Origin of the sequence: Stenotrophomonas sp. G106K1 (genome assembly GCF_037969685.1) — a bacterium.
Classification (GTDB): domain Bacteria; phylum Pseudomonadota; class Gammaproteobacteria; order Xanthomonadales; family Xanthomonadaceae; genus Stenotrophomonas; species Stenotrophomonas lactitubi.
Map to the genome: position 1 here is coordinate 22,460 of NZ_JBBPFR010000019.1, position 23,070 is coordinate 45,529.

Annotated in this window: 23 protein-coding genes and 1 tRNA gene; 15 read left to right on the plus strand and 9 right to left on the minus strand. The window is 64.3% G+C overall.

Annotated features, from left to right (window positions below; translation table 11 throughout):
- Positions 1-8: 8 nt before the first annotated feature.
- The 11 genes from WKB25_RS15695 (at position 9) to queC (ending at position 10,680) form a co-directional block, all read left to right on the plus strand.
- Positions 9-1,928, plus strand: coding sequence for a potassium transporter Kup (locus tag WKB25_RS15695; RefSeq protein ID WP_099818802.1), 1,920 nt, complete (start codon positions 9-11; stop codon positions 1,926-1,928).
- Between the two features lie 425 nt (positions 1,929-2,353).
- On the plus strand, positions 2,354-3,394 hold the full coding sequence (ruvB, locus tag WKB25_RS15700) for a Holliday junction branch migration DNA helicase RuvB (RefSeq protein ID WP_340571696.1): 1,041 nt from the start codon (positions 2,354-2,356) through the stop codon (positions 3,392-3,394).
- On the plus strand, positions 3,384-3,833 hold the full coding sequence (gene ybgC / locus WKB25_RS15705; protein ID WP_340571697.1) for a tol-pal system-associated acyl-CoA thioesterase: 450 nt from the start codon (positions 3,384-3,386) through the stop codon (positions 3,831-3,833). Before ruvB ends, ybgC begins: the two co-directional genes overlap by 11 nt.
- A 10-nt stretch (positions 3,834-3,843) precedes the next feature.
- Positions 3,844-4,623: a protein TolQ gene (gene tolQ, locus WKB25_RS15710; RefSeq protein ID WP_025874672.1), complete on the plus strand. Its 780-nt coding sequence runs from the start codon at positions 3,844-3,846 to the stop codon at positions 4,621-4,623.
- 24 nt (positions 4,624-4,647) lie between these two features.
- Positions 4,648-5,076 carry a protein TolR gene (gene tolR, locus WKB25_RS15715; protein ID WP_025874671.1) on the plus strand — a complete coding sequence of 143 codons (429 nt, stop codon included), beginning with the start codon at positions 4,648-4,650 and terminating at the stop codon, positions 5,074-5,076.
- Positions 5,066-6,121, plus strand: a complete 1,056-nt coding sequence (gene tolA, locus WKB25_RS15720) for a cell envelope integrity protein TolA (RefSeq protein WP_340571698.1) — start codon at positions 5,066-5,068, stop codon at positions 6,119-6,121. Before tolR ends, tolA begins: the two co-directional genes overlap by 11 nt.
- A gap of 250 nt (positions 6,122-6,371) precedes the next feature.
- Entirely contained in the window at positions 6,372-7,691 is a 1,320-nt protein-coding gene (gene tolB / locus WKB25_RS15725) for a Tol-Pal system beta propeller repeat protein TolB (protein WP_127564891.1), read from the plus strand.
- A 64-nt stretch (positions 7,692-7,755) separates the two neighbouring features.
- Complete coding sequence (gene pal, locus WKB25_RS15730) at positions 7,756-8,274, plus strand: peptidoglycan-associated lipoprotein Pal (protein ID WP_025874668.1); 519 nt, start codon at positions 7,756-7,758, stop codon at positions 8,272-8,274.
- 3 nt (positions 8,275-8,277) lie between these two features.
- The gene (gene ybgF / locus WKB25_RS15735) at positions 8,278-9,096 is read left to right on the plus strand and encodes a tol-pal system protein YbgF (protein WP_340571699.1); all 819 of its coding nucleotides are present in this window, start codon (positions 8,278-8,280) and stop codon (positions 9,094-9,096) included.
- A 139-nt stretch (positions 9,097-9,235) separates the two neighbouring features.
- Positions 9,236-9,937, plus strand: coding sequence for a 7-carboxy-7-deazaguanine synthase QueE (gene queE / locus WKB25_RS15740; protein ID WP_340571700.1), 702 nt, complete (start codon positions 9,236-9,238; stop codon positions 9,935-9,937).
- 77 nt (positions 9,938-10,014) lie between these two features.
- Positions 10,015-10,680, plus strand: a complete 666-nt coding sequence (queC, locus tag WKB25_RS15745) for a 7-cyano-7-deazaguanine synthase QueC (protein WP_100553343.1) — start codon at positions 10,015-10,017, stop codon at positions 10,678-10,680.
- Between the two features lie 203 nt (positions 10,681-10,883).
- On the opposite strand, the gene WKB25_RS15750 is transcribed toward queC, so the two are convergent.
- Entirely contained in the window at positions 10,884-11,843 is a 960-nt protein-coding gene (locus WKB25_RS15750) for a DUF2268 domain-containing putative Zn-dependent protease (protein WP_340571701.1), read from the minus strand.
- A 153-nt stretch (positions 11,844-11,996) separates the two neighbouring features.
- Between WKB25_RS15750 and WKB25_RS15755 the strand changes: the two genes are divergently transcribed.
- Both WKB25_RS15755 and WKB25_RS15760 read left to right on the plus strand, forming a co-directional pair.
- Positions 11,997-12,072 (plus strand) — tRNA-Lys (locus WKB25_RS15755).
- Positions 12,073-12,259: 187 nt separating this feature from the next.
- The gene (locus tag WKB25_RS15760; protein WP_340571702.1) at positions 12,260-12,700 is read left to right on the plus strand and encodes a Pycsar system effector family protein; all 441 of its coding nucleotides are present in this window, start codon (positions 12,260-12,262) and stop codon (positions 12,698-12,700) included.
- A gap of 753 nt (positions 12,701-13,453) precedes the next feature.
- Here WKB25_RS15760 and WKB25_RS15765 read toward each other — a convergent pair.
- The 8 genes from WKB25_RS15765 to WKB25_RS15800 all read right to left on the minus strand — a co-directional run bounded on the left by WKB25_RS15765 (position 13,454) and on the right by WKB25_RS15800 (position 19,563).
- On the minus strand, positions 13,454-14,605 hold the full coding sequence (locus WKB25_RS15765; protein ID WP_340571703.1) for an integrase: 1,152 nt from the start codon (positions 14,603-14,605) through the stop codon (positions 13,454-13,456).
- Positions 14,605-14,820: a hypothetical protein gene (locus WKB25_RS15770; protein WP_340571704.1), complete on the minus strand. Its 216-nt coding sequence runs from the start codon at positions 14,818-14,820 to the stop codon at positions 14,605-14,607. The genes WKB25_RS15765 and WKB25_RS15770 overlap by 1 nt, the downstream gene beginning before the upstream one ends.
- The gene (locus WKB25_RS15775; protein WP_340571705.1) at positions 14,817-15,581 is read right to left on the minus strand and encodes a hypothetical protein; all 765 of its coding nucleotides are present in this window, start codon (positions 15,579-15,581) and stop codon (positions 14,817-14,819) included. Before WKB25_RS15775 ends, WKB25_RS15770 begins: the two co-directional genes overlap by 4 nt.
- Positions 15,574-15,948: a hypothetical protein gene (locus WKB25_RS15780; protein WP_340571706.1), complete on the minus strand. Its 375-nt coding sequence runs from the start codon at positions 15,946-15,948 to the stop codon at positions 15,574-15,576. Before WKB25_RS15780 ends, WKB25_RS15775 begins: the two co-directional genes overlap by 8 nt.
- Positions 15,941-16,237 (minus strand): hypothetical protein, encoded by a 297-nt coding sequence (locus WKB25_RS15785; protein WP_340571707.1) that lies wholly within the window; start codon positions 16,235-16,237, stop codon positions 15,941-15,943. The genes WKB25_RS15780 and WKB25_RS15785 overlap by 8 nt, the downstream gene beginning before the upstream one ends.
- 7 nt (positions 16,238-16,244) lie before the next feature.
- Positions 16,245-17,534 carry a hypothetical protein gene (locus WKB25_RS15790; protein ID WP_340571708.1) on the minus strand — a complete coding sequence of 430 codons (1,290 nt, stop codon included), beginning with the start codon at positions 17,532-17,534 and terminating at the stop codon, positions 16,245-16,247.
- A 254-nt stretch (positions 17,535-17,788) separates the two neighbouring features.
- Positions 17,789-18,199 carry a hypothetical protein gene (locus WKB25_RS15795; protein WP_340571709.1) on the minus strand — a complete coding sequence of 137 codons (411 nt, stop codon included), beginning with the start codon at positions 18,197-18,199 and terminating at the stop codon, positions 17,789-17,791.
- Positions 18,196-19,563: a reverse transcriptase domain-containing protein gene (locus tag WKB25_RS15800; protein WP_340571710.1), complete on the minus strand. Its 1,368-nt coding sequence runs from the start codon at positions 19,561-19,563 to the stop codon at positions 18,196-18,198. The genes WKB25_RS15795 and WKB25_RS15800 overlap by 4 nt, the downstream gene beginning before the upstream one ends.
- A gap of 37 nt (positions 19,564-19,600) precedes the next feature.
- Here WKB25_RS15800 and WKB25_RS15805 point away from each other — a divergent pair, with 37 nt between their 5' ends.
- Both WKB25_RS15805 and WKB25_RS15810 read left to right on the plus strand, forming a co-directional pair.
- Positions 19,601-20,053 (plus strand): hypothetical protein, encoded by a 453-nt coding sequence (locus WKB25_RS15805; RefSeq protein WP_340571711.1) that lies wholly within the window; start codon positions 19,601-19,603, stop codon positions 20,051-20,053.
- A gap of 404 nt (positions 20,054-20,457) precedes the next feature.
- A complete protein-coding gene (locus WKB25_RS15810) occupies positions 20,458-22,872 on the plus strand; it encodes a DUF5906 domain-containing protein (RefSeq protein WP_340571712.1) in 2,415 nt (804 codons plus the stop codon).
- Positions 22,873-23,070: the final 198 nt, after the last annotated feature.

Here is a 23,070-nt window from a genome sequence, read left to right on the forward strand (position 1 = left end):
GGAGCCCCATGTCCAGCAGTCAAACCCCGCACACCGCCGCCCATGGCGGCCATGGTCACGCTCCCCCCGCCGGGGGGCTGGCGCTGATCATCGGTGCGATCGGCGTGGTCTTCGGCGATATCGGTACCAGCCCGCTGTACACCCTGAAGGAGGCGTTCTCGCCGCACTACGGGCTCAGCAGCGACCACGACACCGTGCTGGGCGTGCTGTCATTGGCGTTCTGGGCGCTGAACATCGTGGTCACCCTGAAGTACGTGACCATCATCATGCGCGCCGACAATGACGGCGAGGGCGGCATCATGGCGCTGATGGCGCTGACCCAGCGCACGCTGCGCAACGGGTCACGCTCGGCGTACGTGGTCGGCATTCTCGGCATCTTCGGCGCCTCGTTGTTCTTCGGCGACGGCGTGATCACCCCGGCGATATCGGTGCTGGGCGCGGTGGAAGGCCTGGAGGTGGCGGCCCCCGGGCTGCATGCCTTCATCGTGCCGATCACCGTGGTGGTGCTGCTGGCGGTGTTCGCGGTGCAGCGCTTTGGCACCGCGAAGATCGGCAAGCTGTTCGGGCCGATCACCTCGATCTGGTTCATTTCGCTGGCGGCGATCGGCATCTACAACATCGTCGACGCGCCGGAAGTGCTGAAAGCGTTCAACCCCTGGTGGGCGATCCGCTTCTTCATGAATCATGGCTGGCACAGCATCTTCATCCTCGGCGCGGTGGTGCTGGCGGTCACCGGTGGCGAGGCGCTGTATGCCGACATGGGCCACTTCGGTGCCAAGCCGATCCGCCACGCCTGGTACTTCTTCGTGCTGCCGTGCCTGGTGCTTAACTACCTGGGGCAGGGCGCGCTGGTGCTCAACCACCCCGAGGCGGTGAAGAACCCGTTCTTCGAAGCGGTACCGTCGTGGGCGCTGTACCCGATGATCATCCTGGCCACGATGGCTGCGGTGATCGCCTCGCAGTCGGTCATCACCGGCGCGTTCTCGGTCTCGCGGCAGGCCATGCAGCTGGGTTACATCCCGCGCATGCGCATCAAGCACACCTCGCACGACACCATCGGCCAGATCTACATCCCCGGCATCAACTGGGGCATCGCGGTGATGGTGATCGGCCTGGTGCTGGCCTTCCGCAGCTCGTCCAACCTGGCCGTGGCCTACGGCATCTCGGTGTCGGCCACCATGCTGATCGATACCCTGCTGCTGGCCCTGGTCGCCCGTTCGCTGTGGCCGAAGGCACGCAACTGGATCCTGCCGCTGTGCGTGGTGTTCTTCGTCATCGACCTGGGCTTTGTCATCGCCAACGGCGCCAAGTTGCTGCAGGGTGCCTGGTTCCCGGTGGTGCTGGGCATCTTCCTGTTCACCATGATGCGCACCTGGCGCCGTGGCCGCGAACTGCTGCGCGATGAGATCCGCAAGGACGGCATCCGCATCGACACCTTCCTGCCGGGCCTGATGCTGGCGCCGCCGGTCCGCGTACCCGGCACCGCGGTGTTCCTCACCGCCGACCCGACCGTGGCCCCGCATGCGCTGATGCACAACCTCAAGCACAACAAGGTGCTGCACGAGCGCAATGTGTTCCTGCACGTGGAAACCCTGCCCATTCCGTATGCGATGGAAGGGCAACGACTGAAGATCGAATCGGTGGGCGATGAGTTCTATCGGGTCTACGTGCGTTTCGGCTTCATGGAGACCCCCGACGTACCGCTGGCGCTGATGCGCTCGTGCGACCACGGCGGCATCTACTTCGACCCGATGGACACCACCTTCTTCGCCAGCCGCGAAACCATCGTCGCCACCGCCAACCGTGGCATGCCGATCTGGCGCGACAAGCTGTTCGCGCTGATGCACAGGAACGCCGCACCGGCGACGGGCTTCTTCCGGATTCCGGGTAACCGCCTCGTAGAACTCGGCGCCCAGGTGGAGATCTGACCGCACGGGGTCGGATCCCTTTTCCTCAGGAAAAGGGCTCTGACCCCCTGTTCGGTTCGTGCCATACACACATCCATCCACGCATGGCGTGGATCTACTGTGTCGACCAAGGTCGACACCCACCAAGAGCGGGCCATTCCGTGTCGACCAAGGTCGACACCTACCAAGAGCAGGCCATGCGATCCCGGCAGATCGCGGCCGACTGTGGAAGGCGGGGTGGGTCCGGTTGCGGGGGCGTGAGCGCCATGGATGGCGCGACCGAGCTTACAGGGACGTACTTGCAGCGTCCCCCGCAACCGGACCCTCCCCGCCATCCCTCCGGAAAGCTGCTTCTGCTCTTGCTTCGGCTGTTGCCGTTGCTTTGGCTTCTGCGGGTGCCGGGCGCAGCCCGGCCGAACCCCGTACTTTTGCCGCATAATCAGCACATGACCGACGACCGCATCATCGGCGCCGGCGCCACCCGCGAGGATGACGCCGCCGACGCCAGCATCCGACCCAAGCGACTTGCCGATTACCTCGGCCAGGTGCCGGTGCGCGAGCAGATGGATATCTACATCCAGGCCGCCAAGGGTCGTGGCGATGCGTTGGACCACGTGCTGATCTTCGGCCCGCCCGGCCTGGGCAAGACCACCCTCAGCCATGTCATCGCCAACGAACTGGGCGTGGCCCTGCGCGTGACCTCCGGCCCGGTGATCGAGAAGGCCGGGGATCTGGCTGCGCTGCTGACCAACCTGCAGCCGCACGATGTGCTGTTCATCGACGAAATCCATCGCCTGTCGCCGGTGGTGGAAGAAGTGCTGTACCCGGCGATGGAAGATTTCCAGATCGACATCATGATCGGCGAGGGCCCTGCGGCGCGCTCGATCAAGATCGACCTGCCGCCGTTCACCCTGATTGGCGCCACCACCCGCGCCGGCCTGCTGACCGCGCCGCTGCGCGACCGCTTCGGCATCGTCCAGCGCCTGGAGTTCTACAGCGTCGAAGAACTGACCCGCATCGTGCGTCGCTCGGCCGCGATCCTGGCCATCGACTGCACCGCCGACGGGGCAGGGGAGATCGCGCGCCGCGCGCGTGGCACCCCGCGTATCGCCAACCGCCTGCTGCGCCGCGTGCGCGATTACGCCCAGGTCAAGGCTGGTGGCCACATCGACCAGACCGTGGCCCAGGCGGCGATGCAGATGCTCAAGGTCGACCCGGAAGGCTTCGACGAGCTCGACCGCCGGCTGCTGAAGACCATGGTCGACTACTTCGACGGTGGTCCGGTCGGCATCGAATCGCTCGCCGCGGCGCTGTCCGAAGAGCGCGGCACGCTGGAAGACGTAGTCGAGCCGTACCTGATCCAGCAGGGCTACCTGGTGCGCACCGCGCGTGGCCGCATGGCCACCCACAAGGCCTACCGGCACATGGGCCTGAAGCCGAAGAACCCGCCGCAGGATCTGTTCGCAGAGGTTCCCGATGTCGGTTGAACCCTCGGTTGAACCCCGATTCAGTTGGCCGACACGCATTTACTGGGAAGATACCGACGCTGGCGGAGTGGTCTACCACGCCCGCTACGTGGCCTTCATGGAACGGGCCCGGACCGAATGGATGCGTGCGCTGGGCTACGGCCAGGAGCGCATGCGGTCCGAGCACGGCATGGTCTTCGCGGTGCGCTCCATGCAGATGGATTTCATCAAGCCGGCACGGCTGGATGACCAGCTGCAGGTCAGCGCCAGCCTGGTCCAGCTGAAGAAGGCCAGCATGGTCTTCGACCAGCAGGTCCTGCGTGACGGCCAGCTGCTGCTGTCCGCGCAGGTCCGCATCGCCGCACTGGACGCGGCCAGTTTCCGCCCGCGCGGCATGGACGATGCCGTCCTTGCCGCGCTGCAACCCCACCTCCACCCCGAATCCGAACAGAACTCTTGAGGAACAACGGATGATCGCAACGCTCCTGGCCCTGCAGGCCACGGTCACCGAGGCTTTGCCGGCTGACGTCAGCAATGCCGCGACCCAGACCCTTGCCCAGGCCACCACCGGCGGCGGCATCAACTACCTCGAACTGATGGCCAAGGCCAGCCTGCCGGTGAAGATCATCGTGCTGGCGCTGCTGGTCGGCTCGTTCGTCAGCTGGGTGATCATTTTCCGCAAGGCCCGCATCTTCAAGCAGGCCACCCGCGAAGCCGACGAGTTCGAGAACCGCTTCTGGTCCGGTGCCGACCTGGGCAAGCTGTACAGCTCGGCCACCGACCGCAGCCGCAATGTCGGCGGCCTGGAAGCGATCTTCGAAGCCGGTTTCCGCGAGTACACCCGCCTGCGCGACAAGCGCCGGCTGGATGGCCGTGCCCAGCTGGAAGGTGCCCAGCGCGCGATGCGCACCACCTATACCCGCGAAGTCGACCAGCTCGAACGCAACCTGGAACTGCTGGCCAACATCGGTTCGACCGCCCCGTACGTGGGCCTGGTCGGTACCGTGTTCGGCATCATGGTGACCATGCACGACATGATCAGCAGCGGTGCCCAGGCCGGTATCGCCGCCGTCGCCCCGGGCATCTCCGAAGCGCTGTTCGCCACCGCCATTGGCCTGTTCGTGGCCATTCCGGCGGTGTGGGCCTACAACCGCTTCACCACCCGCGTGGAGCGCATGTCGGTGCGTTTCGAGACCTTCGCCGACGAGTTCAGCTCGATCCTGCAGCGCCAGAGCGCTGGCGACGAGTAAGCGCCAGACCCGGGAGTCCAAGCCATGTCCGCTGCCATCGGTCGCCGCAAGCGCCGCAAGCTGAAATCGGAAATCAACGTCGTTCCCTATATCGACGTCATGCTGGTGCTGTTGATCATCTTCATGGTCACCGCGCCACTGCTCACCCTGAGCTTTGATGTCGACCTGCCCAATTCCAATGCCAAGGCACTGGAAAGCAAGCAGGACCCGGTGATCGTCTCGGTGCGCCAGGACGGCCAGCTCAGCCTGAAGCTGCCCGACGCCAAGGAGCCCACCGCCGTCACCGCCGAGGAACTGCAGGGTCACCTGTCCGGCATCGCCGCGCAGGACAAGGGAGTGCGCGTGATCGTCGCCGCCGACCGTGCCGTGGCCTATGAAAAGGTCATCGCGGCGATGGACGTGATCAAGCGCGCCAACGTCGACAAGGTAGGCCTGGCCACCGATGCACGCTGACGCCCTGCCGCCACCGCACAAGCAGGAACCTGGCTGGGGCCAGCCGCTGGTGCTGGCCGTGCTGGTGCACCTGCTGGTCGCGCTGATCTTCATCGGCGCCTGGCTGTGGTCGCCGCAGCGCAATACCGATGCCGCCGCAGGCGATCCCTCGGTCGAGGCCAGCCTGGCGCTGTCCGCGTCCGAAGCCGCCGCCGCCCGCCAGGCCCTGCGCCAGTCGGAGAAGCTGGAAGACCTGCCGCCGCCGGTGGCCGAGCCGATCCCGGTGCCGGAAGACACCATTCCGCCGCCGCAGCCGATTGAAGAACCGCGCCCGCAGGACGCGCCAACGCCGCAGCAGCAACAGGCGCAGGAGCGCGTGGCGCAGCCTGACACCAAGGACCAGGACGCGGTCAGCGCATTGGCGATCTCGCAGGAAAAGGCCAAGCAGGAGCAGGAAGCCAAGCGCCGCCAGGAGCAGATCGACCTGACCGAGCGCAAGCGCCAGGAAGAAGCCGAGCAGAAGCTGCGCCTGGCCAAGCAGCAGGAAGCGGACGCCAAGAAGAAGCAGGCCGAGCAGGAGCGCCTGGCTGCCGACAAGGCCGAAGCCGAGAAGCAGAAGAAGATCGCCGACATCCGTGCCCGCCGCGAGCAGGCCGAGAAGGAAGCCAAGCTGGCCGAGCAGAAGCTGCGCCAGGTCGCTGCTGCGCGTAACGCGGCGGGCACGGCCTCTGCCGGTGCCAGCGGCGCCGCACAGCCTGCCGCCGGTGGTGGTGGCAGCAGTGACGACCTGTCTGCCAAGTACGCTGCGGCCATCCAGGCCAAGGTGCTGGCGCAGTGGGTGCGTCCGGACAGTGTTCCGCTGGGCCAACGCTGCCAGATCACCATCAACCAGTTGCCGGGCGGTACCGTCCGCAGCGCCACGGTCAGCGCCGGCTGCCCGTTCGACGAGGCCGGCAAGCGCTCGATCGAGGCCGCCGTGCTCAACGCCCAGCCGTTGCCATACCGTGGCTTCGAGCAGGTGTTCACCCGCACGATCAACTTCACCTTCACCGCCCAGGATCGCTGAGGCGCAGGGGCAGGGCAGCCCTGTGGGGCTGTCCCGTCATGCGATGACGTCTCTGACTCTGGATCGTACGGTGCCGTCCAAGCCATGCTTTGGGCGAGTCATCCGCACGGAAGTTGGCCGCGACGTTAACGGCATGTGAGAGAACCGGCTGGCACTGACCCGGAATTCACGTACCCTTGGTTCATGATTGCGAAGCGGTTCACTGCCGTTTTGTTATCCCTCGTTCCGGTTCCCCCTATTTGAGCGCTCCATGAAGAAGATGCCTCGCTGGCTTGCCGTGTTTGCGGCCCTGTTGCTGCCCTTTGCTGCTGTCGCGCAGCAGAAGGGGCTGGATATCGACATCATCGGCGGCAATGCCTCCGCCCTCCCGATCACCATCGTGCCGATGCCCTACCAGGGTGCGGCCGGCGCCCCGCAGACCGATGTCGCCGGCGTGGTCCGTGCCGACCTCGAACGTTCGGGCCAGTTCCGCACGCTGCCCGAAGCGCAGATCGTCGAAAAGCCGACCCGTGGCGGTGACATCCAGTTCGCCACCTGGCGCGCGCTGAAGCAGAACTACATCGTCGTCGGCCGGGTCATGGACGCCGGTGCCGGCGCCTACCGCGTGGAGTACGAACTGTTCGACGTGCCCAAGGGCGAGCGCCTGCTGGGCCTGGCCATGACCGCACGCGGCAACGCCATGCGCGACGTTGCCCACCAGATGGCCGACGCCATCTACGAGAAGATCACCGGTGTCCGTGGCGCCTTCTGGACCCGCATCGCCTACGTGACCGCCAGCGGCAAGGGCGACGCCATGCGCTATGCGCTGATGGTCGCCGATTCGGACGGCTTCAACCCGCAGACCATCGTGCGTTCGGCCGAGCCGCTGCTGTCGCCGTCGTGGAGCCCGGATGGCAACAAGCTGGCCTACGTCAGCTTCGAGCGTGGCAACTCCGCCATCTACATCCAGAACATCTCCACCGGCGCCCGTGAACTGGTCACCAGCTTCCGCGGCATCAACAGCGCCCCGGCCTTCTCGCCGGATGGCCGCAAGCTGGCCCTGACCCTGTCGCGTTCGGGCAACCCGGAAATCTACGTGATGGACCTGGGCAGCAAGCAGCTGACCCAGCTGACCAACCACTTCGCCATCGATACCGAGCCGACCTGGGCCCCGGACGGCAGTGCGGTGTACTTCACCTCCGACCGCGGCGGCCGTCCGCAGGTCTACAAGGTCGGTGCCGGTGGTGGCAGCGCCGAGCGCGTGACCTTCCAGGGCAACTACAACGCCAAGCCCTCAGTGTCCTACGACGGCAAGAAGATCGCTGTCGCCCAGGGGTCGGGCAACAGCTACAAGATCGCGCTGATGGACAGCTCGCTGGGCTCGCCCCGCTGGAGCACGCTGTCGCCGGGTTCGCTGGACGAATCGCCGAGCTTCGCGCCCAACGCGAGCATGGTGCTGTATGCCGCCCGTGAGGGTGGTCGTGGTGTGCTGTACGCCGTCTCGGCCGACGCGCGCGTGCGCCAGCGCCTGGTTCTGGCAGACGGTGATGTGCGCGAGCCGGCATGGTCCCCATACCGTACCCAGCGCTAAAAGAGTGTTAATATTTTCTCTGTATTGAACCCCTCATCGGCTTAGGAGCCACAAAGGTATCGCCATGAACAAGTCCACCCGCGTTCTGCTTGTTTCCCTGCTGTCCGTGGCCGTCCTGGCCGGTTGCTCGAAGAAGGTCAAGGAAGAAGCCCCGGCTCCGGTCGATACCGGCACTTCGACCACCACCCCGACCGGTCCGTCCACCTCCGGCCTGTACGGCCCGGGCGATCTGGACACCGATGCCTGCCTGCGTCAGCGCGTTGTCTACTTCGACCTGGACAAGGAAGACGTGAAGCCGGAATTCCAGGCCATCATGGCTTGCCACGCCAAGTACCTGCGTGACCGTCCGTCCTCGCGCATCACCCTGCAGGGCCACACCGACGAGCGCGGTTCGCGCGCGTACAACCAGGCCCTGGGCGAGCGTCGTGGCAACGGCGTCAACTCGGCACTGCAGGCCAACGGTGGCTCGGCTTCGCAGCTGACCGTCGTGTCCTACGGTGAAGAGCGTCCGGTCTGCACCGAGTCGAACGAGTCCTGCTGGTCGCAGAACCGTCGCGTCGAAATCGTCTACACCGCGCAGTAATCCATGCGCCTTGGCATCACACTGATGCTGGTCGTTGCGGCAGCCCTCGTGGCTGCCGCACCGGCGCATGCACAACGACAGAGCCTGGCCGACCGCGTCGGTTCGCTCGAGCAGCAGATGTACAACAACAGTTCCAACCAGGACCTGTTGAACCAGATCAACCAGCTGCGGCAGCAGGTCACCAGCCTGCAGGCCTCGATCGAGCAACTCCAGCACGACAACGCCCAGCTCAAGCAGACCGCACAGGACCAGTACCTGGATCTGGACAGCCGCCTGAACCGGTTGGAAGGGGGCTCTGCCGCCCCGGCCCTGCCTGCTGTTCCGGCGAGCGCACCGAAGGCTCCTGCAGCCCCGGCAAAACCCGCAGCGGCGGCCACTTCCGAGCGGCCGCCCTCCGTCCATGGTGACCCGGGCAGCCTGGCCGTCACCGGTGACGAGCGTACGTCCTACAACGTGGCTTTCGATGCGTTGAAGGCAGGCAAGTACGATGATTCGGCGCAGCTGTTCCTGAGCTTCCTGGAGCTGTACCCGAACGGCGTCTACGCCCCTAACGCGCTGTACTGGCTGGGCGAAAGCTATTACGCCACCCGCAATTTCCCGATGGCCGAGTCCCAGTTCCGCGAACTGCTCTCGCGCTATCCCACCCACGACAAGGCCGCAGGTGGCCTGCTCAAGGTCGGCCTCTCGCAGTATGGCGAGGGCAAGGTCGACCAAGCCCAGCAGACGCTGGAGACCGTCGTGGCGCAATACCCGGGCTCGGATGCCGCGCGTACCGCGCAGGACCGCCTGCAGTCGATCCGCCTCGGCAATCAGATCCGCTGATCCGCTGACCGGGCGTACAATACGCCCCCTGGCGCTGGGCTGACTCCCGGCAGCCTCCTGTAGAGCCGAGCCCATGCTCGGCTGCTTTCGTTTCCGGCGCCGAGACATCCGTCGCGCGCCCCATGAAGAATTGTTTGCCATGACCGCCGTTTCCCCGTCCGCCGCCGTCGCCACGCCCAGCGAGATCGTGCAGTCGCCCCTGCCGCGCCTGAAGATCACCGAGATCTTCACCTCGCTGCAGGGCGAAGCCGATACCGCCGGTTGGCCGACCGTGTTCGTGCGCCTGACCGGTTGCCCGCTGCGCTGCCAGTACTGCGACACCGCCTACGCCTTCCACGGCGGCACCTGGTGGGACATCGATGACATCGTCGCCGAGGTGCTTGCGCAGGGCGTGCGCCATGTATGCGTCACCGGCGGCGAGCCGTTGGCGCAGAAGCGCTGCCTGGTGCTGCTGCAGAAGCTATGTGACGCCGGCCTGGATGTGTCGCTGGAAACGTCCGGTGCGCTGGACGTCAGCGCGGTCGATCCGCGCGTATCGCGCGTGGTCGACATCAAGACCCCCGGCTCGGCCGAGGTCGCCCGCAACCGCTGGGAAAACCTGCCGCTGCTGACCACGCGTGACCAGATCAAGTTCGTGATCTGCAACCGCGAGGACTACGACTGGGCCAAGGCCATGGTCGCCGAGCACCAGCTGGTACAGCGCACGATGGTGTTCTTCTCGCCCAGCAAGGGTGAGATCACTGCCCGCCAATTGGCTGACTGGATCGTGGAAGACCGGTTGCCGGTGCGCTTCCAGATGCAGTTGCATAAGATTCTCTGGAATGACGAACCGGGCCGCTGAGCCCGTACGTTGTTCCTTGATGTAGTTCCGGCGCGGGACAGCGTGCTGGCTTTTCCCCCAAACCGGATGATTTACCCATGAAGAAGGCAGTCGTGCTTCTCTCCGGCGGCATGGATTCAGCCGCCGTCATCGCCATGGCCCAGGAACAGGGCTTCGCCGTGCATGCCCTGAGCGTGCGTTACGGCCAGCGCCATACCTCCGAGTTGGATGCTGCCGCGCGCGTGGCCAAGGCCCAGGGCGTGATCGTGCACAAGACCGTGGACGTCGACCTGCGCAGCATCGGCGGCTCGGCGCTGACCGATGACATCGACGTGCCCGAAGCGGGCGGCGAGGGCATCCCGGTGACCTACGTGCCGGCACGCAACACCATCATGCTGTCGCTGGCATTGGGCTGGGCCGAAGTGCTTGGTGCCAACGACATCTTCTGCGGCGTCAACGCCGTGGACTACTCTGGCTACCCGGATTGCCGCCCCGAGTTCATCGCCGCCTTCCAGGCCCTGGCCAACCTGGCGACCAAGTCGGGCGTGGAAGGCGCGGGTATCACCGTGCATGCGCCGCTGCAGTTCCTCAGCAAGGGCCAGATCGTCAGCGAAGGCGTGCGCCTGGGCGTGGACTTCGGCCTGACCGTGTCCTGCTACAACGCCGATGCCAACGGCGCGGCCTGTGGGCATTGCGACGCCTGCCGCCTGCGTGCGCAGGGCTTCACCGACGCCGGCGTGGCCGACCCGACGCTGTACGCCTGACCGCCTCTGGTAGTGCCGGCCGCTGGCCGGCGCCCCCCGCAGGTGCGAACTGAACCCCGGTAGCTGCGAACTCCACCCTGGTGGGTGCCAACCGCTCCCTCGGTGGGTGCGAACCTTGGTTCGCACTGGCTGACCCGCCGGGCAGGTCTGACTCTGGTGGGTGCCAACCTTGGTTGGCACTGTGCGCCGGGCATGGCCCGGCGTTACCGCTGCTGCAGCCACCCCGATGCCTCGATCAAAGCGCGCACCGCCTTCGGATCGGTGTAATCCAGCTCGATCATCCGTGCGATCGCCGCCTGATCATCCGGCTGCTGGCGCATGTACTCCTGCGCGATGCGATACCCCGCGTAGTAGCCCAGATCGCTCACCCCGAACGCATTGCGGGCGCTGTTGTACAGCCAGTTGTCCAGCTCATCGCCGTCCATCTCGGCGATGAAGCGAGCGCGGATCTCCGATTCGTGCAACGGCCCGTAGGTATACAGCGGCAGTGCCGGTCGGCGCCCGCTGATCCGCTCGGCCACGTACTCGGCAACGCCCTCGCGCACCGCGTACTGCGCGAGCGAACCGGTGGTCTCGCGTTGCTGGGTGTGCACGTACTCATGAAGGTTGTTCTGTGCGTTGTTCGCGCCCGGGTGGCTGTCGTAGAAGATCCGCAGGCGGCTGCGCAACGGCTCCGGCAGTTCGCTTACATCCACGCTTGCATCGCCCAGTGCCATTTCCGCGCCAATCAGCACCTGGTTGCCCAACGTGGTGCCACCGGTGCGCAGTACGCCCACCGCATAGGTGATGCTGGCCGGGCGCAGGGCAGGGTAGAGCGCTCGGAACGCCGCCAGATCCTGCTCCAACGTGGCGCTGGCCTGCCGTGCGTTGGCGGTCAGCGGCCGCACTGAAGACCAGAAGCGCGGCCAGGCGAGCATTGCGTCGGCGTACTCGGTGGCGGTGTAGTTGCGCACCTTCATCAGCGCATGCAGGCCAGGGCTGCCCGGCGCGATATAGCGTTGCTGCACCAGGGCCACCCGCTGCGCGGCATCGGGCTCGGCAAGCACGGCATCGTAGGTAGCCCAGAAGCGGTCGATATCGTCGGTCCGCACCTGTGTAGGCGATGCCGCAGAGGCGGCAAACGGCAGCAGCAGGACGAGCATCAGCGGCAGTGGCAGGCGCATCCATCGCTCCGGGGCAGGGTCGCAGCTGAGATGCGGCGGGCGCCGGAAAGGTTTAGACGCCCGCAGCCCGGCAACCTCGTACATCCCCGGCTTCACCCAGCCCCGCAAAGTACGGTAGAATGCCCACCCCGCCGAAAGGCCGGGGCCTTGCATGGGCCGTTAGCTCAGTCGGTAGAGCAGAAGACTTTTAATCTTTTGGTCGATGGTTCGAATCCATCACGGCCCACCATTGCAATCAATGACTTAAAGCGCCCGAGTGGCGCTTTTTTCATCGCCTCCGTAATTCCCTCCGTAAAATTCCTTGATCCGGCCGTTGCAATAGGGGCCCGGCACGGCACAATCACTGTGCCGTGATTAGGCAAAAGGGTGGGGGCGACATGGAGTCATCACAAAGAGCTTGGACGCATCTGCAAGTCGTGCTCAGTGTCTTCCCGCGTGTGGACGCAATGCTCGCGGTGCTGTTAGGCGTGGACACTGCTATGGCAGGGGTGCTTTTTTCTAAGTGGCCGCATGCGGCAGACGCGGGTCCATTGATTGTGGTCACAACCATTGCGTTCGCATTGTTTTCTGCGTTGTCGTTCATGGCCATCTACCGAGCTGCATTCCCGAACCTTGATCCGGTAGGCAAATCCACCATCTTTTTTGGGGATGTCGCGAAGTTGTCTGTGACGGAATACACGCGTCTTTTGCTTGACGTTCCCGACCGTGAGCTTGCTGCTGAGATTGCTCACCAGGTGTGGAGAAATTCTTCCATCCTGATCGTCAAGTACAGGAACCTCAGAAGAGCGTTCGGTTGGCTGCTTGCTTCTATCGTCCCTTGGTTGGTCTCGTTGCTCTCCATCTCAATTGCTGGATAAGACACAAGGAGTTCTTTTGTGGGTCTAAAGGAAGATGTTGAGGCAGAGGTGAACGGCGTCCTCTCCACCATTTGGGACTCGCGGAACTCCAGAGACGTTCCGGCGGCTGAGGACGTTGCATTGGGATCTGGCGCCGTGAAGATTGACGCGGCGATGCTATATGCGGATCTTGCTGAGTCAACAAGAATCGCAATGACTCTCCCCGCATGGATGGCCGCCGAGATCGCAAAGGCGTTCTTGGCTACAAGTTGCCGAATCATTCGCTACCACGGCGGACACATCCGCAGCTTTGATGGGGATCGTGTGATGGGCGTCTTCGTCGGAGACGATAGGTGCGTGAGGGCGGTGAAGGCTTCGTTAAGGATCAATTGGGCAGTCCACTATGTTCTGAGGCCCAAGTTCGCGAGGTATGCATCGTTGTCTGCGAATGACATAACGCTTCGTCACGGCGTCGGGATAGATACCGGCAACATCTTTGTAGCAAGAACGGGGATCCGACGGAACAATGATCTAGTTTGGGTAGGGCGAGCCCCCAACGTGGCTGCGAAATTGGCATCGCTCCGGGAGCCCAGTTTTAGCACCTATGTCACCACGGACGTTTACCTTCAGCTCGACGAGAGTACCTGGTATCACTACCCGCCCGATGGCAGTGCAAAGCAGATAATGTGGGAGCAGCGGAACTGGCCCAAGCACCCGGTAGGGATGTCAGACCCTATTTACAGGTCCAGTTGGTCGTGGGCCCCGTAGCGCAGCCTAATCAGTTGAGCCGGACGGCTTTACCCTCGGTACGCTCTTGTCATAGACCTTCATCATGGCGTCCGTGACTCCCAGTGCATCCTGGCGCTCGCCACGGTTGCCGACGGTGTCGGTGCCGCCTTTCCGTTTCAGGTCGTGCAGGCTAAAGCGCTCGGCGGCGGTGATGACTCCGGCGCTTATTGCCAGCTGGATGAAGCGCTGCCAGGTGCTGTCCAGGCTGGTTTTCTGCAATGGCTCGCCGTGCTCGGCAAGGAACAGGTAGCGAAGGTCGGCGCGCAGCTGGACCGGTAGGTCATGGCGCTTGATGATGGCTTCCCGACGCACGATCGCCGCGTCCCACGCACTCCGAAGCCGCGGGGTCCACTGCACCAGATTGTCACGGCTGCGCTTCCGGCGATTGGTGTGCAGGCCCTCTGGATTTCCTTGGGCTTCGGTAAGTGTGAGCGTCTCGATTCCGCGCAGGCGGCACAGATAGCCGAGCTCCATGATCATCCAGAGATACGGCGGTACGGAGCCTTCGGTTCTGGCTACTCGCGCCGCGCGCTCACGTGCGAAGTTCAATAGCTTGACGTAGGCATCGTCAGTGGGCAGGCGCTGCCGCTTTCGCTCCTTTGCCTGCTCCAGGCCTTGGGCGGGGTTGTGGCTCACGATGCCCCGGTTCAACGCCCAGCGGAAGACTAGGCGCGAGTAGCGGAGCACCTTGTTTGCCTTCGTGGGCGTGCCGGCCGACTCGATCCGATCGACCAGGCGCTGGAAGTTGTGGTTGCGCAATTTGGCCACTTGGAGCTTGCCGAAAGGAACGCCAAGATTGGTTGGATAGTCCACCAGCACGTTGCGCGAGGCTTCGTAGTCGGCCTGAGTGCCGGCAGCGAGACCTTTGAACTTCGGGCTGTCGTGATACTGAGTGCATACCCACTCAACGGTGCCTGTGTTCTCCCCGGTTTCCATAATGCTGTGGAGCTCGGACAGTTTGGCTTCCGGACCTGCGACAGTCCGGCGCGCCTTGGTTGGGCCATCAATGCCTGTTGCGGTTTGAAGGATGTACCAGCGACCGCGCCCTGTTGCGTCCCAGTACACGCCCTTGGGAATCTTCGCCTGGTCGATATGCGGCGGAATGGAAGGATTGTGTTTGCGTGGTCGGGGAGCCATCAGATCACGTCGTTCCCATATGCATCGTTGGACGGCTGCTGCAGGCCGAGCGCAGCGTTCATAGCGGCTTCGGTGGTCCAGATGCCGCCCTTGCCGTCGTACTTGTAGCGAATACCGCACTGCCGAGCCCACGCCTCAACTGTGGAAAGTCGCGGGCGCTCTCCAGGCCTGCAGAGCTCTTGAAGGTCTTGGAACTGAAGAACCTCTCCGATCATGCGAACAGATCCATTTGAGACGGCGAGGGCGGCGGGCCAAGCGCGGCGACAGAGGGACGGCGCTCGCTCGCTGGCAACGCCGGCGGCGGTGCGGCCCGGCCACGGCGCGACTTTGCCGCAGGCGATGCACGGTGCACCAGCTGCAGGTAGTCGCCGTCGCCGCGCATCTGCCAGGGGCGCCCCTTGATCGGGCAAACGTCGTGGTAGCCCGCGTCGTAGTGACCGGCGGGCGGCCCTTCGCGATACCTGAGCTGCACCTGGTAGTGCGATCGACCGGCGAACTTTGCCGGTTCGAGATGTGGACCCGTCACGCTCTTGACGGTGAACAACGGAACGCATCGACTCCAGTTTGTGCCGTCTCCTGGCTGATCGGGTTGGCCGTAATCAGCCCTGGGCTCTTCCTTGTACCAGGCCCAGACTTTGTCGCCGACCTGGAACGGCCACAGTTCCTCAGTACCAGCGTGAGTGCGGGCAGGAAGCGGCGGAAACATGTCGCGGATTGAGTACCAGTACCCGCGACCGTTCATATCGCTCAGCTGGGTCATAGGGAAGAGTGCTACGACGATGACGCCGCCGCGCATCAGGTAAAACGCACGCCCGCATGGCGAGGGACCTCCCTCGATGCTGGCTAGGATTGCTTGGCGCGACCATCCCTTGACCAGCCTCCGCGACACGATGCCGTCGGCGATCTTGAACGCCAGGTCTTGGTCGATGACGCCTTTGCCTTCCCGTGGTGCAGCGATGAGCAGCTGGTCAGCCATGGGCGGCCTCATCATTCACGCTGCCCCAGATGGAGTCAGCGATAGCCGTACCATGCAGGCCGGCGCTCAATGCGTGCATCTCCCTTCGGTGAGCTTCGAACGCTCGCTTGCAGTCCGCCTCAAGCGATTCATAGGCAGAGAGACGAGTCCGATAGACGTCCAGAACGCCGGGCAGTTCTTTCATGAAAGCCCGTGCCGCCTGAATCTCGCTCTCATAGTAGCCATCGGTGCCGCCGCGCTTTCGTGACCATCGCTGCCCATCGGGGAGGGTGACCATCTCCTTTCCCAGCCGACACCCCGGGACCTCGGTGATCTTGCCGCCGCGCATGCACCACACGGATACGGTCGAAGAAGTGGACTTAGCCATTGCACACCGCCTGGCTGTCGACCTTCGGCGCCTTCAGCGTCCGGCCGTCAGTCTCCCGTCCTTCCCAGTCCAGGGTAAAGTCGAGGAACGCGGTCCTCCACCAGCGGCGGAACGTGCTGCGCAAGCAATAGGTGTGATGACCGCCAAAGTCGCGGTAGTAGATACGCGCATGCCGACCCCACTTCTTCACGTCATCGACCTTCACGATTCGGCGTTCGGTGGTCCCGGTGTTGCCGTAGTTCGCCCAGTGATCGCCGATCCGCACGTCGAAGACCTCGTCTTCTTTCATACGTCGCTTAGCCACGATCAGCCCTCCGCATCACCCGGCGGCCCTCGTCGTGCCACTGGACGTACTGTTCAACCCATTCCTCGCTTGGCTGAGACACAGGCTCGGGGGCAGTCTTGATGTGCAGCAGCGCCTCGCTGTCGTCACGCCCTAGGTCCACGGCCTGCGCGGGCTGGTACGCCTCGGCCGCCTCGATGGCGTTTTGCCACGGGCAGTTGGCGCTGCTGTGCTCGCCGATATCCACGCCTGTGATGCGCGCGATGTGGTCGGCCAGCTCGTCGGCCACTTCGTGGTAACGGTCGCGCTGGTCAATGGCCTCGCCGAGTGCTCGATCCAAGCCATCCAGATAAACCTGAGCGGGCTGCTGCGCGGGTGGGGCTGCGTAGCGATAGATGGAATGGTGGGTGAAGCACGCAGCCAATGTGCGAAGCGCGGATCGGTCGGCAGAGGGGAACAGCTCTAGCACCCGTGCTATCGCGGATGCTACGGATAGCTCGCCGTCCACCATGTCGCCTTGGATGCGCCCCGCCTCCTGCCCCACCGTCTGGCGGGCGGCGATAGCTTCGCCACGCTGGTGCAGCATCATGCAGAAGTTGGCCACGTCGCGCGGGTCGCCTTTCTCGACATGCTCGCGGAGCATGCGCGACAGGTCGTCGGCGCTGCACTGCGCGGGATCTTCCCAACCGCCGCGACCCTTGGCGCGGGCTTCGGCCATCTTCGCCTTCATGGCTGCGGCGAAGGCGTCCACGGCCAGGTCGTCTGGGTGCTGCTCCCCCACCGGCTGGCGGGCGGCGAGGGCGGCCAACCATTCGTCCAGCGCGATCAGAGCCTGTTCTGCCCGAACCTCGTTCGGCACGTACTCCATGTGCCCATCGCGGTAATCGCCGATGCAGGTGTAGTGGCCTGACGCCTTGGCAGCCTCTTCCTCGGCCCACCCCTTTTCGTTCCAAGCAACCCATATGGTTGGGTTGCTGGCGTACCAAGCCAGAACCTCGCGGACGATACCCGGGAGTGCCAGCGCATCCTGACCACCCGGGGAGGGCTGGGCGGCGAGGGCGCGGCGGTTCCAGTTGGAGATGAAGTTCTCCTTGTAGCCAAACTCAACGGGGCCGCTGTGCTGGCAGACCGTGCACGCCACGCAGGACCCACCCTCGTTGTCTCCGGATCCCGGACCGAAGTCGATGCGTTCAGCACGTTCGCCGCAGAACGGGCAGGGCAGCAGCCCATCCCCCAACTGCACGCATCCGCCGTGCTTCACGGTCGCCTGGGTGGCGGGGATTGTGTTCTTCTCGCTGGTCATCAGCGTTCGTCCTTTGGAAGTTGAATGCACCCGCCTGGGCGCACTGTTGAAAGCGTGGGTGGCGACGGAGCCGGTTTGCCGGCCCGCCGCTCAAGTTCCTCGGCCTTACGCACGTAGTAGGCGTGTCGCTCCAGGCGCACCGAGTCGGGGAACTGGAAGGCCCGCAGCGCCTCTTCGGCTTAGATTCGCCAGGCGCGTGCTTCGCGCCCGGGGTCGTCATCGAAAATGTCCAGCTGCGCGGACTTCGCCATGGATCAGGCCTTGTCGACCGCGCGGTGGCGGCTGTAGCCAGCGCCCTCGATGGGAATGCCGCGCCATGTGAGTTCGGCTGCGATGATCGGATCCGGCTTGGCCTCTCGCCACGTCTCCTTCGATCCGGCTTTGCGACGCTCCTTCCATGCGGCCTTCGCTTGGTCGCGGTGCGGCTTCTGCATCCGCGCGAGGATTCGCCGGACGCAGGAACGCAGGTCACTTGCCTGCAGAACGATGCGTGCCGGAGGGGTGTGCTTCACCAGCTCGTACCCGTCGACGTAGGCAGCGATCTGCTCGCGTACCTGCTCAACCTTGGGTTGCTCACCGCTGGGCTTCTTCGGGAACTCGTGTTCAGTGGCGAAATCGACAACGACGGGAGGGGTCAGGGTGGTGGTGATCTTGTCGGTGGTCATGCCTGTTGCTCCTTGTGCTGGTGCCACGTGATCGAATGGACCCGCCGTTCTGCCTTGTGGCTGAATCGGCGGGGACGGGCCGCAGTTCGCAGCCAGGGGAATCGGGTGTGCAGGCGATGAGCCAGGCGATGGCTACTGGCGTGCCGCAGGTGGCCGGCAAAGCTCGCGAAACGGTTGGCCAAGCAGCGGAAATCGGAAGGCGCACCGCGCAATAAATCGCCTTGGACGTGCCTTCCTTCCCACTCGGCTAGGGCCGTATGCAGATGCCCGACCACGCGTCGCCGAGCCAGCGTGTGCGTCGGGTAGATCACGTAGCCGAGAAAGTCCAGGCCGTCAGTCAGACGGCAGAGCTTCTGCTCGGCCTTGAGCCGCAGGCCCAGCTGGTCCTGCAGGAACGCCTCGATCTGATTGCGCCATGCGGCCAGCTGTTCGCGGTCGTGATGGAACAGCACGAAGTCATCCACGTAGCGCAGGTAGCGCTTGGCCTTGAGCACGTGCTTTGCAAACTGGTCCAGCGCGTCCAGGTAGACGTTGGCGAAGAACTGGCTGGACAAGTTGCCGATCGGCAGGCCACGTCCGGGCGGGGCGTTGGCAAGGCGCTTGTGCGGCGGCACCTGGGCCTGCTCGGCGGCCGTGGCGCGATACTGGACGCCGGCATGCAGCGGGGAGCGCCGCAGGAGGGCATGGGTGGCCTGTTGAACGACCTTCGGCGCGCTCTGGCGCTGCAGCCGAGCCCGCAGCATCCGCCACAGGGTGGGGCGGTGGATGCTGTTGAAGAAGTTGGCCACGTCCAGCTGCAGATACCAGCCGCCACCTTGGCCGCTGTGCACTTGGCGCACGAACTGCTGGGCGCGCCGGACAGCCGCATGGCTGCCGCGGCCTTTGCGGTTGGCGTAGTTGTCGTGGATGAATGTCGGTTCCCACAGGGCTTCCAGCTGCGGCACGAGCCAGTGATGCACCACGCGGTCGGCGAAGTCCGGTGCGTGGATCTCTCGCGCCTTGGGCCGGGTGGCCACGAAGCATGTGGACGGACGGGGTGCCCAGCTGCCGGCCAGCAGTTCGCGCTGCAGCTGCAGCAGGCCATCGGCCCAGCGGTGGTCGAAGCGCAACTGGTTGAAACTCGGAACCTTCTGGCGGCGCGCACGCCGCCATGCCTGGTGCAACTCCTGCAGGCTAACCTCTCCCTGAAACTCACCGGCACGACGCACGGCCAACGCGAACCCGTTGTTGTTGCGGTGGTTGTTGTTGACGTTGCCGTTGTTGAAATTGACGTTCCACGCGGACGCCGAGGACCAGGCGGCCGCCTCCCCATACACTTGCGACCAGGCCGCGCAGCCCGGGTGCGGATAGCGCGGCTTCGTCATGAGTTGGCCCCCACAAGGGCGGTACGGGTATCTCGCGATGACTGCTGCGGACGTGCGCCAGGTCAAGTTGAGGACCGGCGAGGGCGCTGATTTGATCCGGGCGATGGAGAACAACGCTCAGATCCTGCGGCGCTACATGGACGGCACGGTCAAGGCTCTGCCTGCTGACTTGGAAGACGCGTGGGTGCTGAGCCTACCAATGCCCTATCGATCCGACTGCGAGCGTGATCTGGCGCGCAGGCGCGGCATGCTCGCTGTTCCCATCCCCGGTTCGGCCGGATATGAGCTGGCTAGCGTGGCAAAGCTGGTCGGCGAGTACGGCAACCTCCTTCAAGCCCTTGCGCCTGCTCTGGCAGATGGCCGATTCGGTCCTGACGACCTGCCCCACAAGCGGCAGGTAGATGCGGCAGGCGATGACGTGATCGCGGCTGTCATTGGACTGCGGCGTGAACTGGATCGAGCTGTACACAGTAGGGCGCAGGAAGAGTGAGGTGGCCATCTACCGGGCGCCCCGGGCACCACGGTGTAGGCGGATCGCCGGCCCGCTCGGCTTGCGCGCGATTGCAGAGGCGGAACGCCTGCTTTACGGGGATGAGCCTGGACTCACTGGTGACGACGCGATCGCAGAGCTTGAGCGCATCCGGCTCGAACAAGCACGACATGACAACCGGCAGCACTGCCTGCCTTTGGGGAATCCCGATGCATCAACGAACCAGCGTCCTGACCCCGTCCCCCCGGGTAGGTCATCAAGGGCTGCATGTCAGTCACGCGACTGAATCGACCTCAGCAATGCGAGGGGTTCTCGTTTCCGGGTTTGGGTCCTCCCTGGATCTGACGGACGCGGGTAATCGGACGCGCAATTCCTGTGTAGATAGCGGCTCAGGAAGTTACTGAATGTCTGTGAATTACGATGATGTGCTGGGCCAGCTTCAGGCCGCCGGCCTGTTGGTCACTGACCTGACCACCGACGGGCGCATGGTGCGCTGCCGGGTTGAGGGTTCGCGGGAGCGGCGTGGCTGGTATGTCCTGCACGAGCTCAATACGGCCACAGGCGAGGTGCTGGTAGTTGGCACCTATGGCGTGTGGCACGGCAACGAGAACGGCGCGACAAAGGTCGAGCTGCGAAAGCGGGAAAAGTCCTTCACTGAAGAGCAGCGCGAGGCGTTGCGACGCCGCCTGAGCGAGGATCGCCGACGCGCTGAACTCGCCCGCCAAACCCAAGCCAAGCGCGCAGCGGATCGCGCGTCGGTGGCCTGGTCAAAAGCACTCCCAGTTGGCGACGCCGACTACCTGGCTGCCAAGGGCGTGCAGGGGTTTGGACTACGCTTTGGCAAGACCGGGGTTGCACTGGTGCCTCTGCTGGACGTGAACAGCCAAGTGCATGGGCTGCAGGTGTTGCGCAGCTCAAAGCAGGCCGCTGCAACAGGTAAGCCCGCCAAAGAGTACTGGCCGGCCGGCATGGTCAAGAAGGGCCACTTCCACCTGATTGGCGGCACGCCTCAGTGGATTCTCCTGGTGGCTGAGGGCTATGCCACTGCAGCAACGCTACACATGGCGACTGGCTACCCTGTTGCCGTGGCCTTCGATGCGGGCAACCTGCTGCCTGTGGCTGCGGCCCTGGCGAAGCGCTACCGCGGCATCAAGGTGCTGGCCTGTGCTGACGATGACGTTCTGCAGAAATGCAGGCATTGCCGTACGCGCCTTATTCTGGCCGATCACCCGCAGTTCTGTCCGTCGTGCGCGCAACCGCATGGCGCGTCCAACGCCGGTTTGCTCGGCGCCGAAGCGGCAGCACTTGAGGTCGGCGGCGCGGTGTTGCTGCCGGTCTTCGCGGATGAACCTGACCGCAGACAGCGATTCCTGGAGACAGGTCGCAAGATCAGCGACTTCAACGATCTCCACGTGCTCGAAGGGCTACACGCGGCGCGCGGGCAGGTCGAGGCCCGCCTCACGGAGCTGTCCTGGCGAGTACCCGCCGAGAAACGCGCGGCTTTCACCAGCGGCACCGGGGGCGCGGGGTCTGAGCGGCTGGCGCCCATCCACTCGCTGGACGAACTGTTGGAGCGCTTCGCTCTGGTCTACGGGCAGGGCGGCACGGTCTTTGACCACAAGGAGCACATGTTGGTCGCGCTCGGCGACATGCGCGACGCCTGTGCGCGGAAGGAGCTGCACCGTGCATGGATGGAGCATTCCAACCGATCCATCGTTCGCGTGCGCGAGGTTGATTTTGACCCATCTGGAGAGAAGCCAGGCGTGACCTGCAACTTGTTTGCGGGATGGCCCACGGTGCCCAAGGAGGGGAACTGCGACAGGCTGCTGCAGCTGCTCTGGCACATGTGCGGCAACGAAGCCAACCAGAAAGCGCTCTATGACTGGGTGGTCAAGTGGCTGGCCTATCCCCTGCAGCACCCTGGCGCCAAGATGAAATCGACCATCGTCATCCATGGTCCGCAGGGCACCGGTAAGAACCTGTTCTTCGATGAGTACATGAAGCTCTACGGGGACTATGGCCGCGTTTTGGACCAGGCGGCGCTGGAAGACAAGTTCAACGACTGGGCGAGCCGCAAGCTGTTCTTGCTGGCCGATGAGGTCGTGGCGCGCACCGAGGTGTATCACCTCAAGAACAAGCTCAAGGCGCTGATCACGGGCGATCGCATCCGCATCAACCCGAAGAACATCCAGGCGTATGAGGAAGACAATCACGCCAACCTGGTGTTCCTGTCCAACGAGGCCATGCCTGTGGTTTTGGAAGAGGATGACCGCCGGCATGCTGTGATCTGGACGCCTGACAAGCTAAGTGGCGAGTTTTACACCGAGGTGCTGAAGGACATTCGCAACGGGGCGACAGCGGCGCTGCACCACTACCTGCTGCAGGTTGATCTGGCCGGTTTCACGAACGGAACCAATCCGCCCATGACGCAGGCGAAGGAGGAGTTGATCGGCCTGAGTCAGGACAGCCCGCAGCGCTTCTTGGATGAGCTCTATGGTGCCGACATCCCTGGCCTGCGGCCGATGCCTGCGCTCTCAAAGGAATGGTACGAGGTCTACAAACACTGGTGCGCCCGAGAGGGCCTGCCACGACCCGCGCCGTCACCAAAGTTCATAAACGCCCTGGTGCGCAAGCGCGGCATCGTGCATCCGGACCGGGCGCGCAAGCGATATCAGATCGAGCAGACCACCAACGGCCCACATGGGTTCCTGATGCTGGGTGACTGCAATACACCCGCAGACAAGTCCGAGGCCATCTGGCTGGGTGAGCAGGTCCTCCGGTTCCGAAACATGTACTCCGATTACAAGGGGCGTGCGTGATGCCGTTGGCCTCGATTGTGCGGGATGTGCGGGCCGTGCGGTCATTTGTGCGGCATCGAAATGAGTGCCAAACCATTGCGGCACAAGGCTTGTGCGGGACGTGCGGGCATCGGCCTACATGGGCGGGCGCGTGCGTGCATGGAGTTGGAATTGATACCGCTTCTCCGATGCCGCGCGCACGTAAGGGTGCCCGCACAT

Coding starts and splice junctions, on each gene's coding strand:
- WKB25_RS15795 (WP_340571709.1), bottom strand. CDS start 18,199: ATGACCACCGACAAGATCACCACCACCCTGACCCCTCCCGTCGTTGTC.
- WKB25_RS15765 (WP_340571703.1), bottom strand. CDS start 14,605: ATGGCTCCCCGACCACGCAAACACAATCCTTCCATTCCGCCGCATATC.
- ybgF (WP_340571699.1), top strand. CDS start 8,278: ATGCGCCTTGGCATCACACTGATGCTGGTCGTTGCGGCAGCCCTCGTG.
- WKB25_RS15800 (WP_340571710.1), bottom strand. CDS start 19,563: ATGACGAAGCCGCGCTATCCGCACCCGGGCTGCGCGGCCTGGTCGCAA.
- WKB25_RS15790 (WP_340571708.1), bottom strand. CDS start 17,534: ATGACCAGCGAGAAGAACACAATCCCCGCCACCCAGGCGACCGTGAAG.
- tolA (WP_340571698.1), top strand. CDS start 5,066: ATGCACGCTGACGCCCTGCCGCCACCGCACAAGCAGGAACCTGGCTGG.
- tolQ (WP_025874672.1), top strand. CDS start 3,844: ATGATCGCAACGCTCCTGGCCCTGCAGGCCACGGTCACCGAGGCTTTG.
- WKB25_RS15785 (WP_340571707.1), bottom strand. CDS start 16,237: ATGAAAGAAGACGAGGTCTTCGACGTGCGGATCGGCGATCACTGGGCG.
- ybgC (WP_340571697.1), top strand. CDS start 3,384: ATGTCGGTTGAACCCTCGGTTGAACCCCGATTCAGTTGGCCGACACGC.
- WKB25_RS15810 (WP_340571712.1), top strand. CDS start 20,458: ATGTCTGTGAATTACGATGATGTGCTGGGCCAGCTTCAGGCCGCCGGC.
- tolB (WP_127564891.1), top strand. CDS start 6,372: ATGAAGAAGATGCCTCGCTGGCTTGCCGTGTTTGCGGCCCTGTTGCTG.
- ruvB (WP_340571696.1), top strand. CDS start 2,354: ATGACCGACGACCGCATCATCGGCGCCGGCGCCACCCGCGAGGATGAC.
- queC (WP_100553343.1), top strand. CDS start 10,015: ATGAAGAAGGCAGTCGTGCTTCTCTCCGGCGGCATGGATTCAGCCGCC.
- WKB25_RS15805 (WP_340571711.1), top strand. CDS start 19,601: ATGACTGCTGCGGACGTGCGCCAGGTCAAGTTGAGGACCGGCGAGGGC.
- pal (WP_025874668.1), top strand. CDS start 7,756: ATGAACAAGTCCACCCGCGTTCTGCTTGTTTCCCTGCTGTCCGTGGCC.
- tolR (WP_025874671.1), top strand. CDS start 4,648: ATGTCCGCTGCCATCGGTCGCCGCAAGCGCCGCAAGCTGAAATCGGAA.
- WKB25_RS15770 (WP_340571704.1), bottom strand. CDS start 14,820: ATGATCGGAGAGGTTCTTCAGTTCCAAGACCTTCAAGAGCTCTGCAGG.
- WKB25_RS15775 (WP_340571705.1), bottom strand. CDS start 15,581: ATGGCTGACCAGCTGCTCATCGCTGCACCACGGGAAGGCAAAGGCGTC.
- queE (WP_340571700.1), top strand. CDS start 9,236: ATGACCGCCGTTTCCCCGTCCGCCGCCGTCGCCACGCCCAGCGAGATC.
- WKB25_RS15750 (WP_340571701.1), bottom strand. CDS start 11,843: ATGCGCCTGCCACTGCCGCTGATGCTCGTCCTGCTGCTGCCGTTTGCC.
- WKB25_RS15780 (WP_340571706.1), bottom strand. CDS start 15,948: ATGGCTAAGTCCACTTCTTCGACCGTATCCGTGTGGTGCATGCGCGGC.
- WKB25_RS15695 (WP_099818802.1), top strand. CDS start 9: ATGTCCAGCAGTCAAACCCCGCACACCGCCGCCCATGGCGGCCATGGT.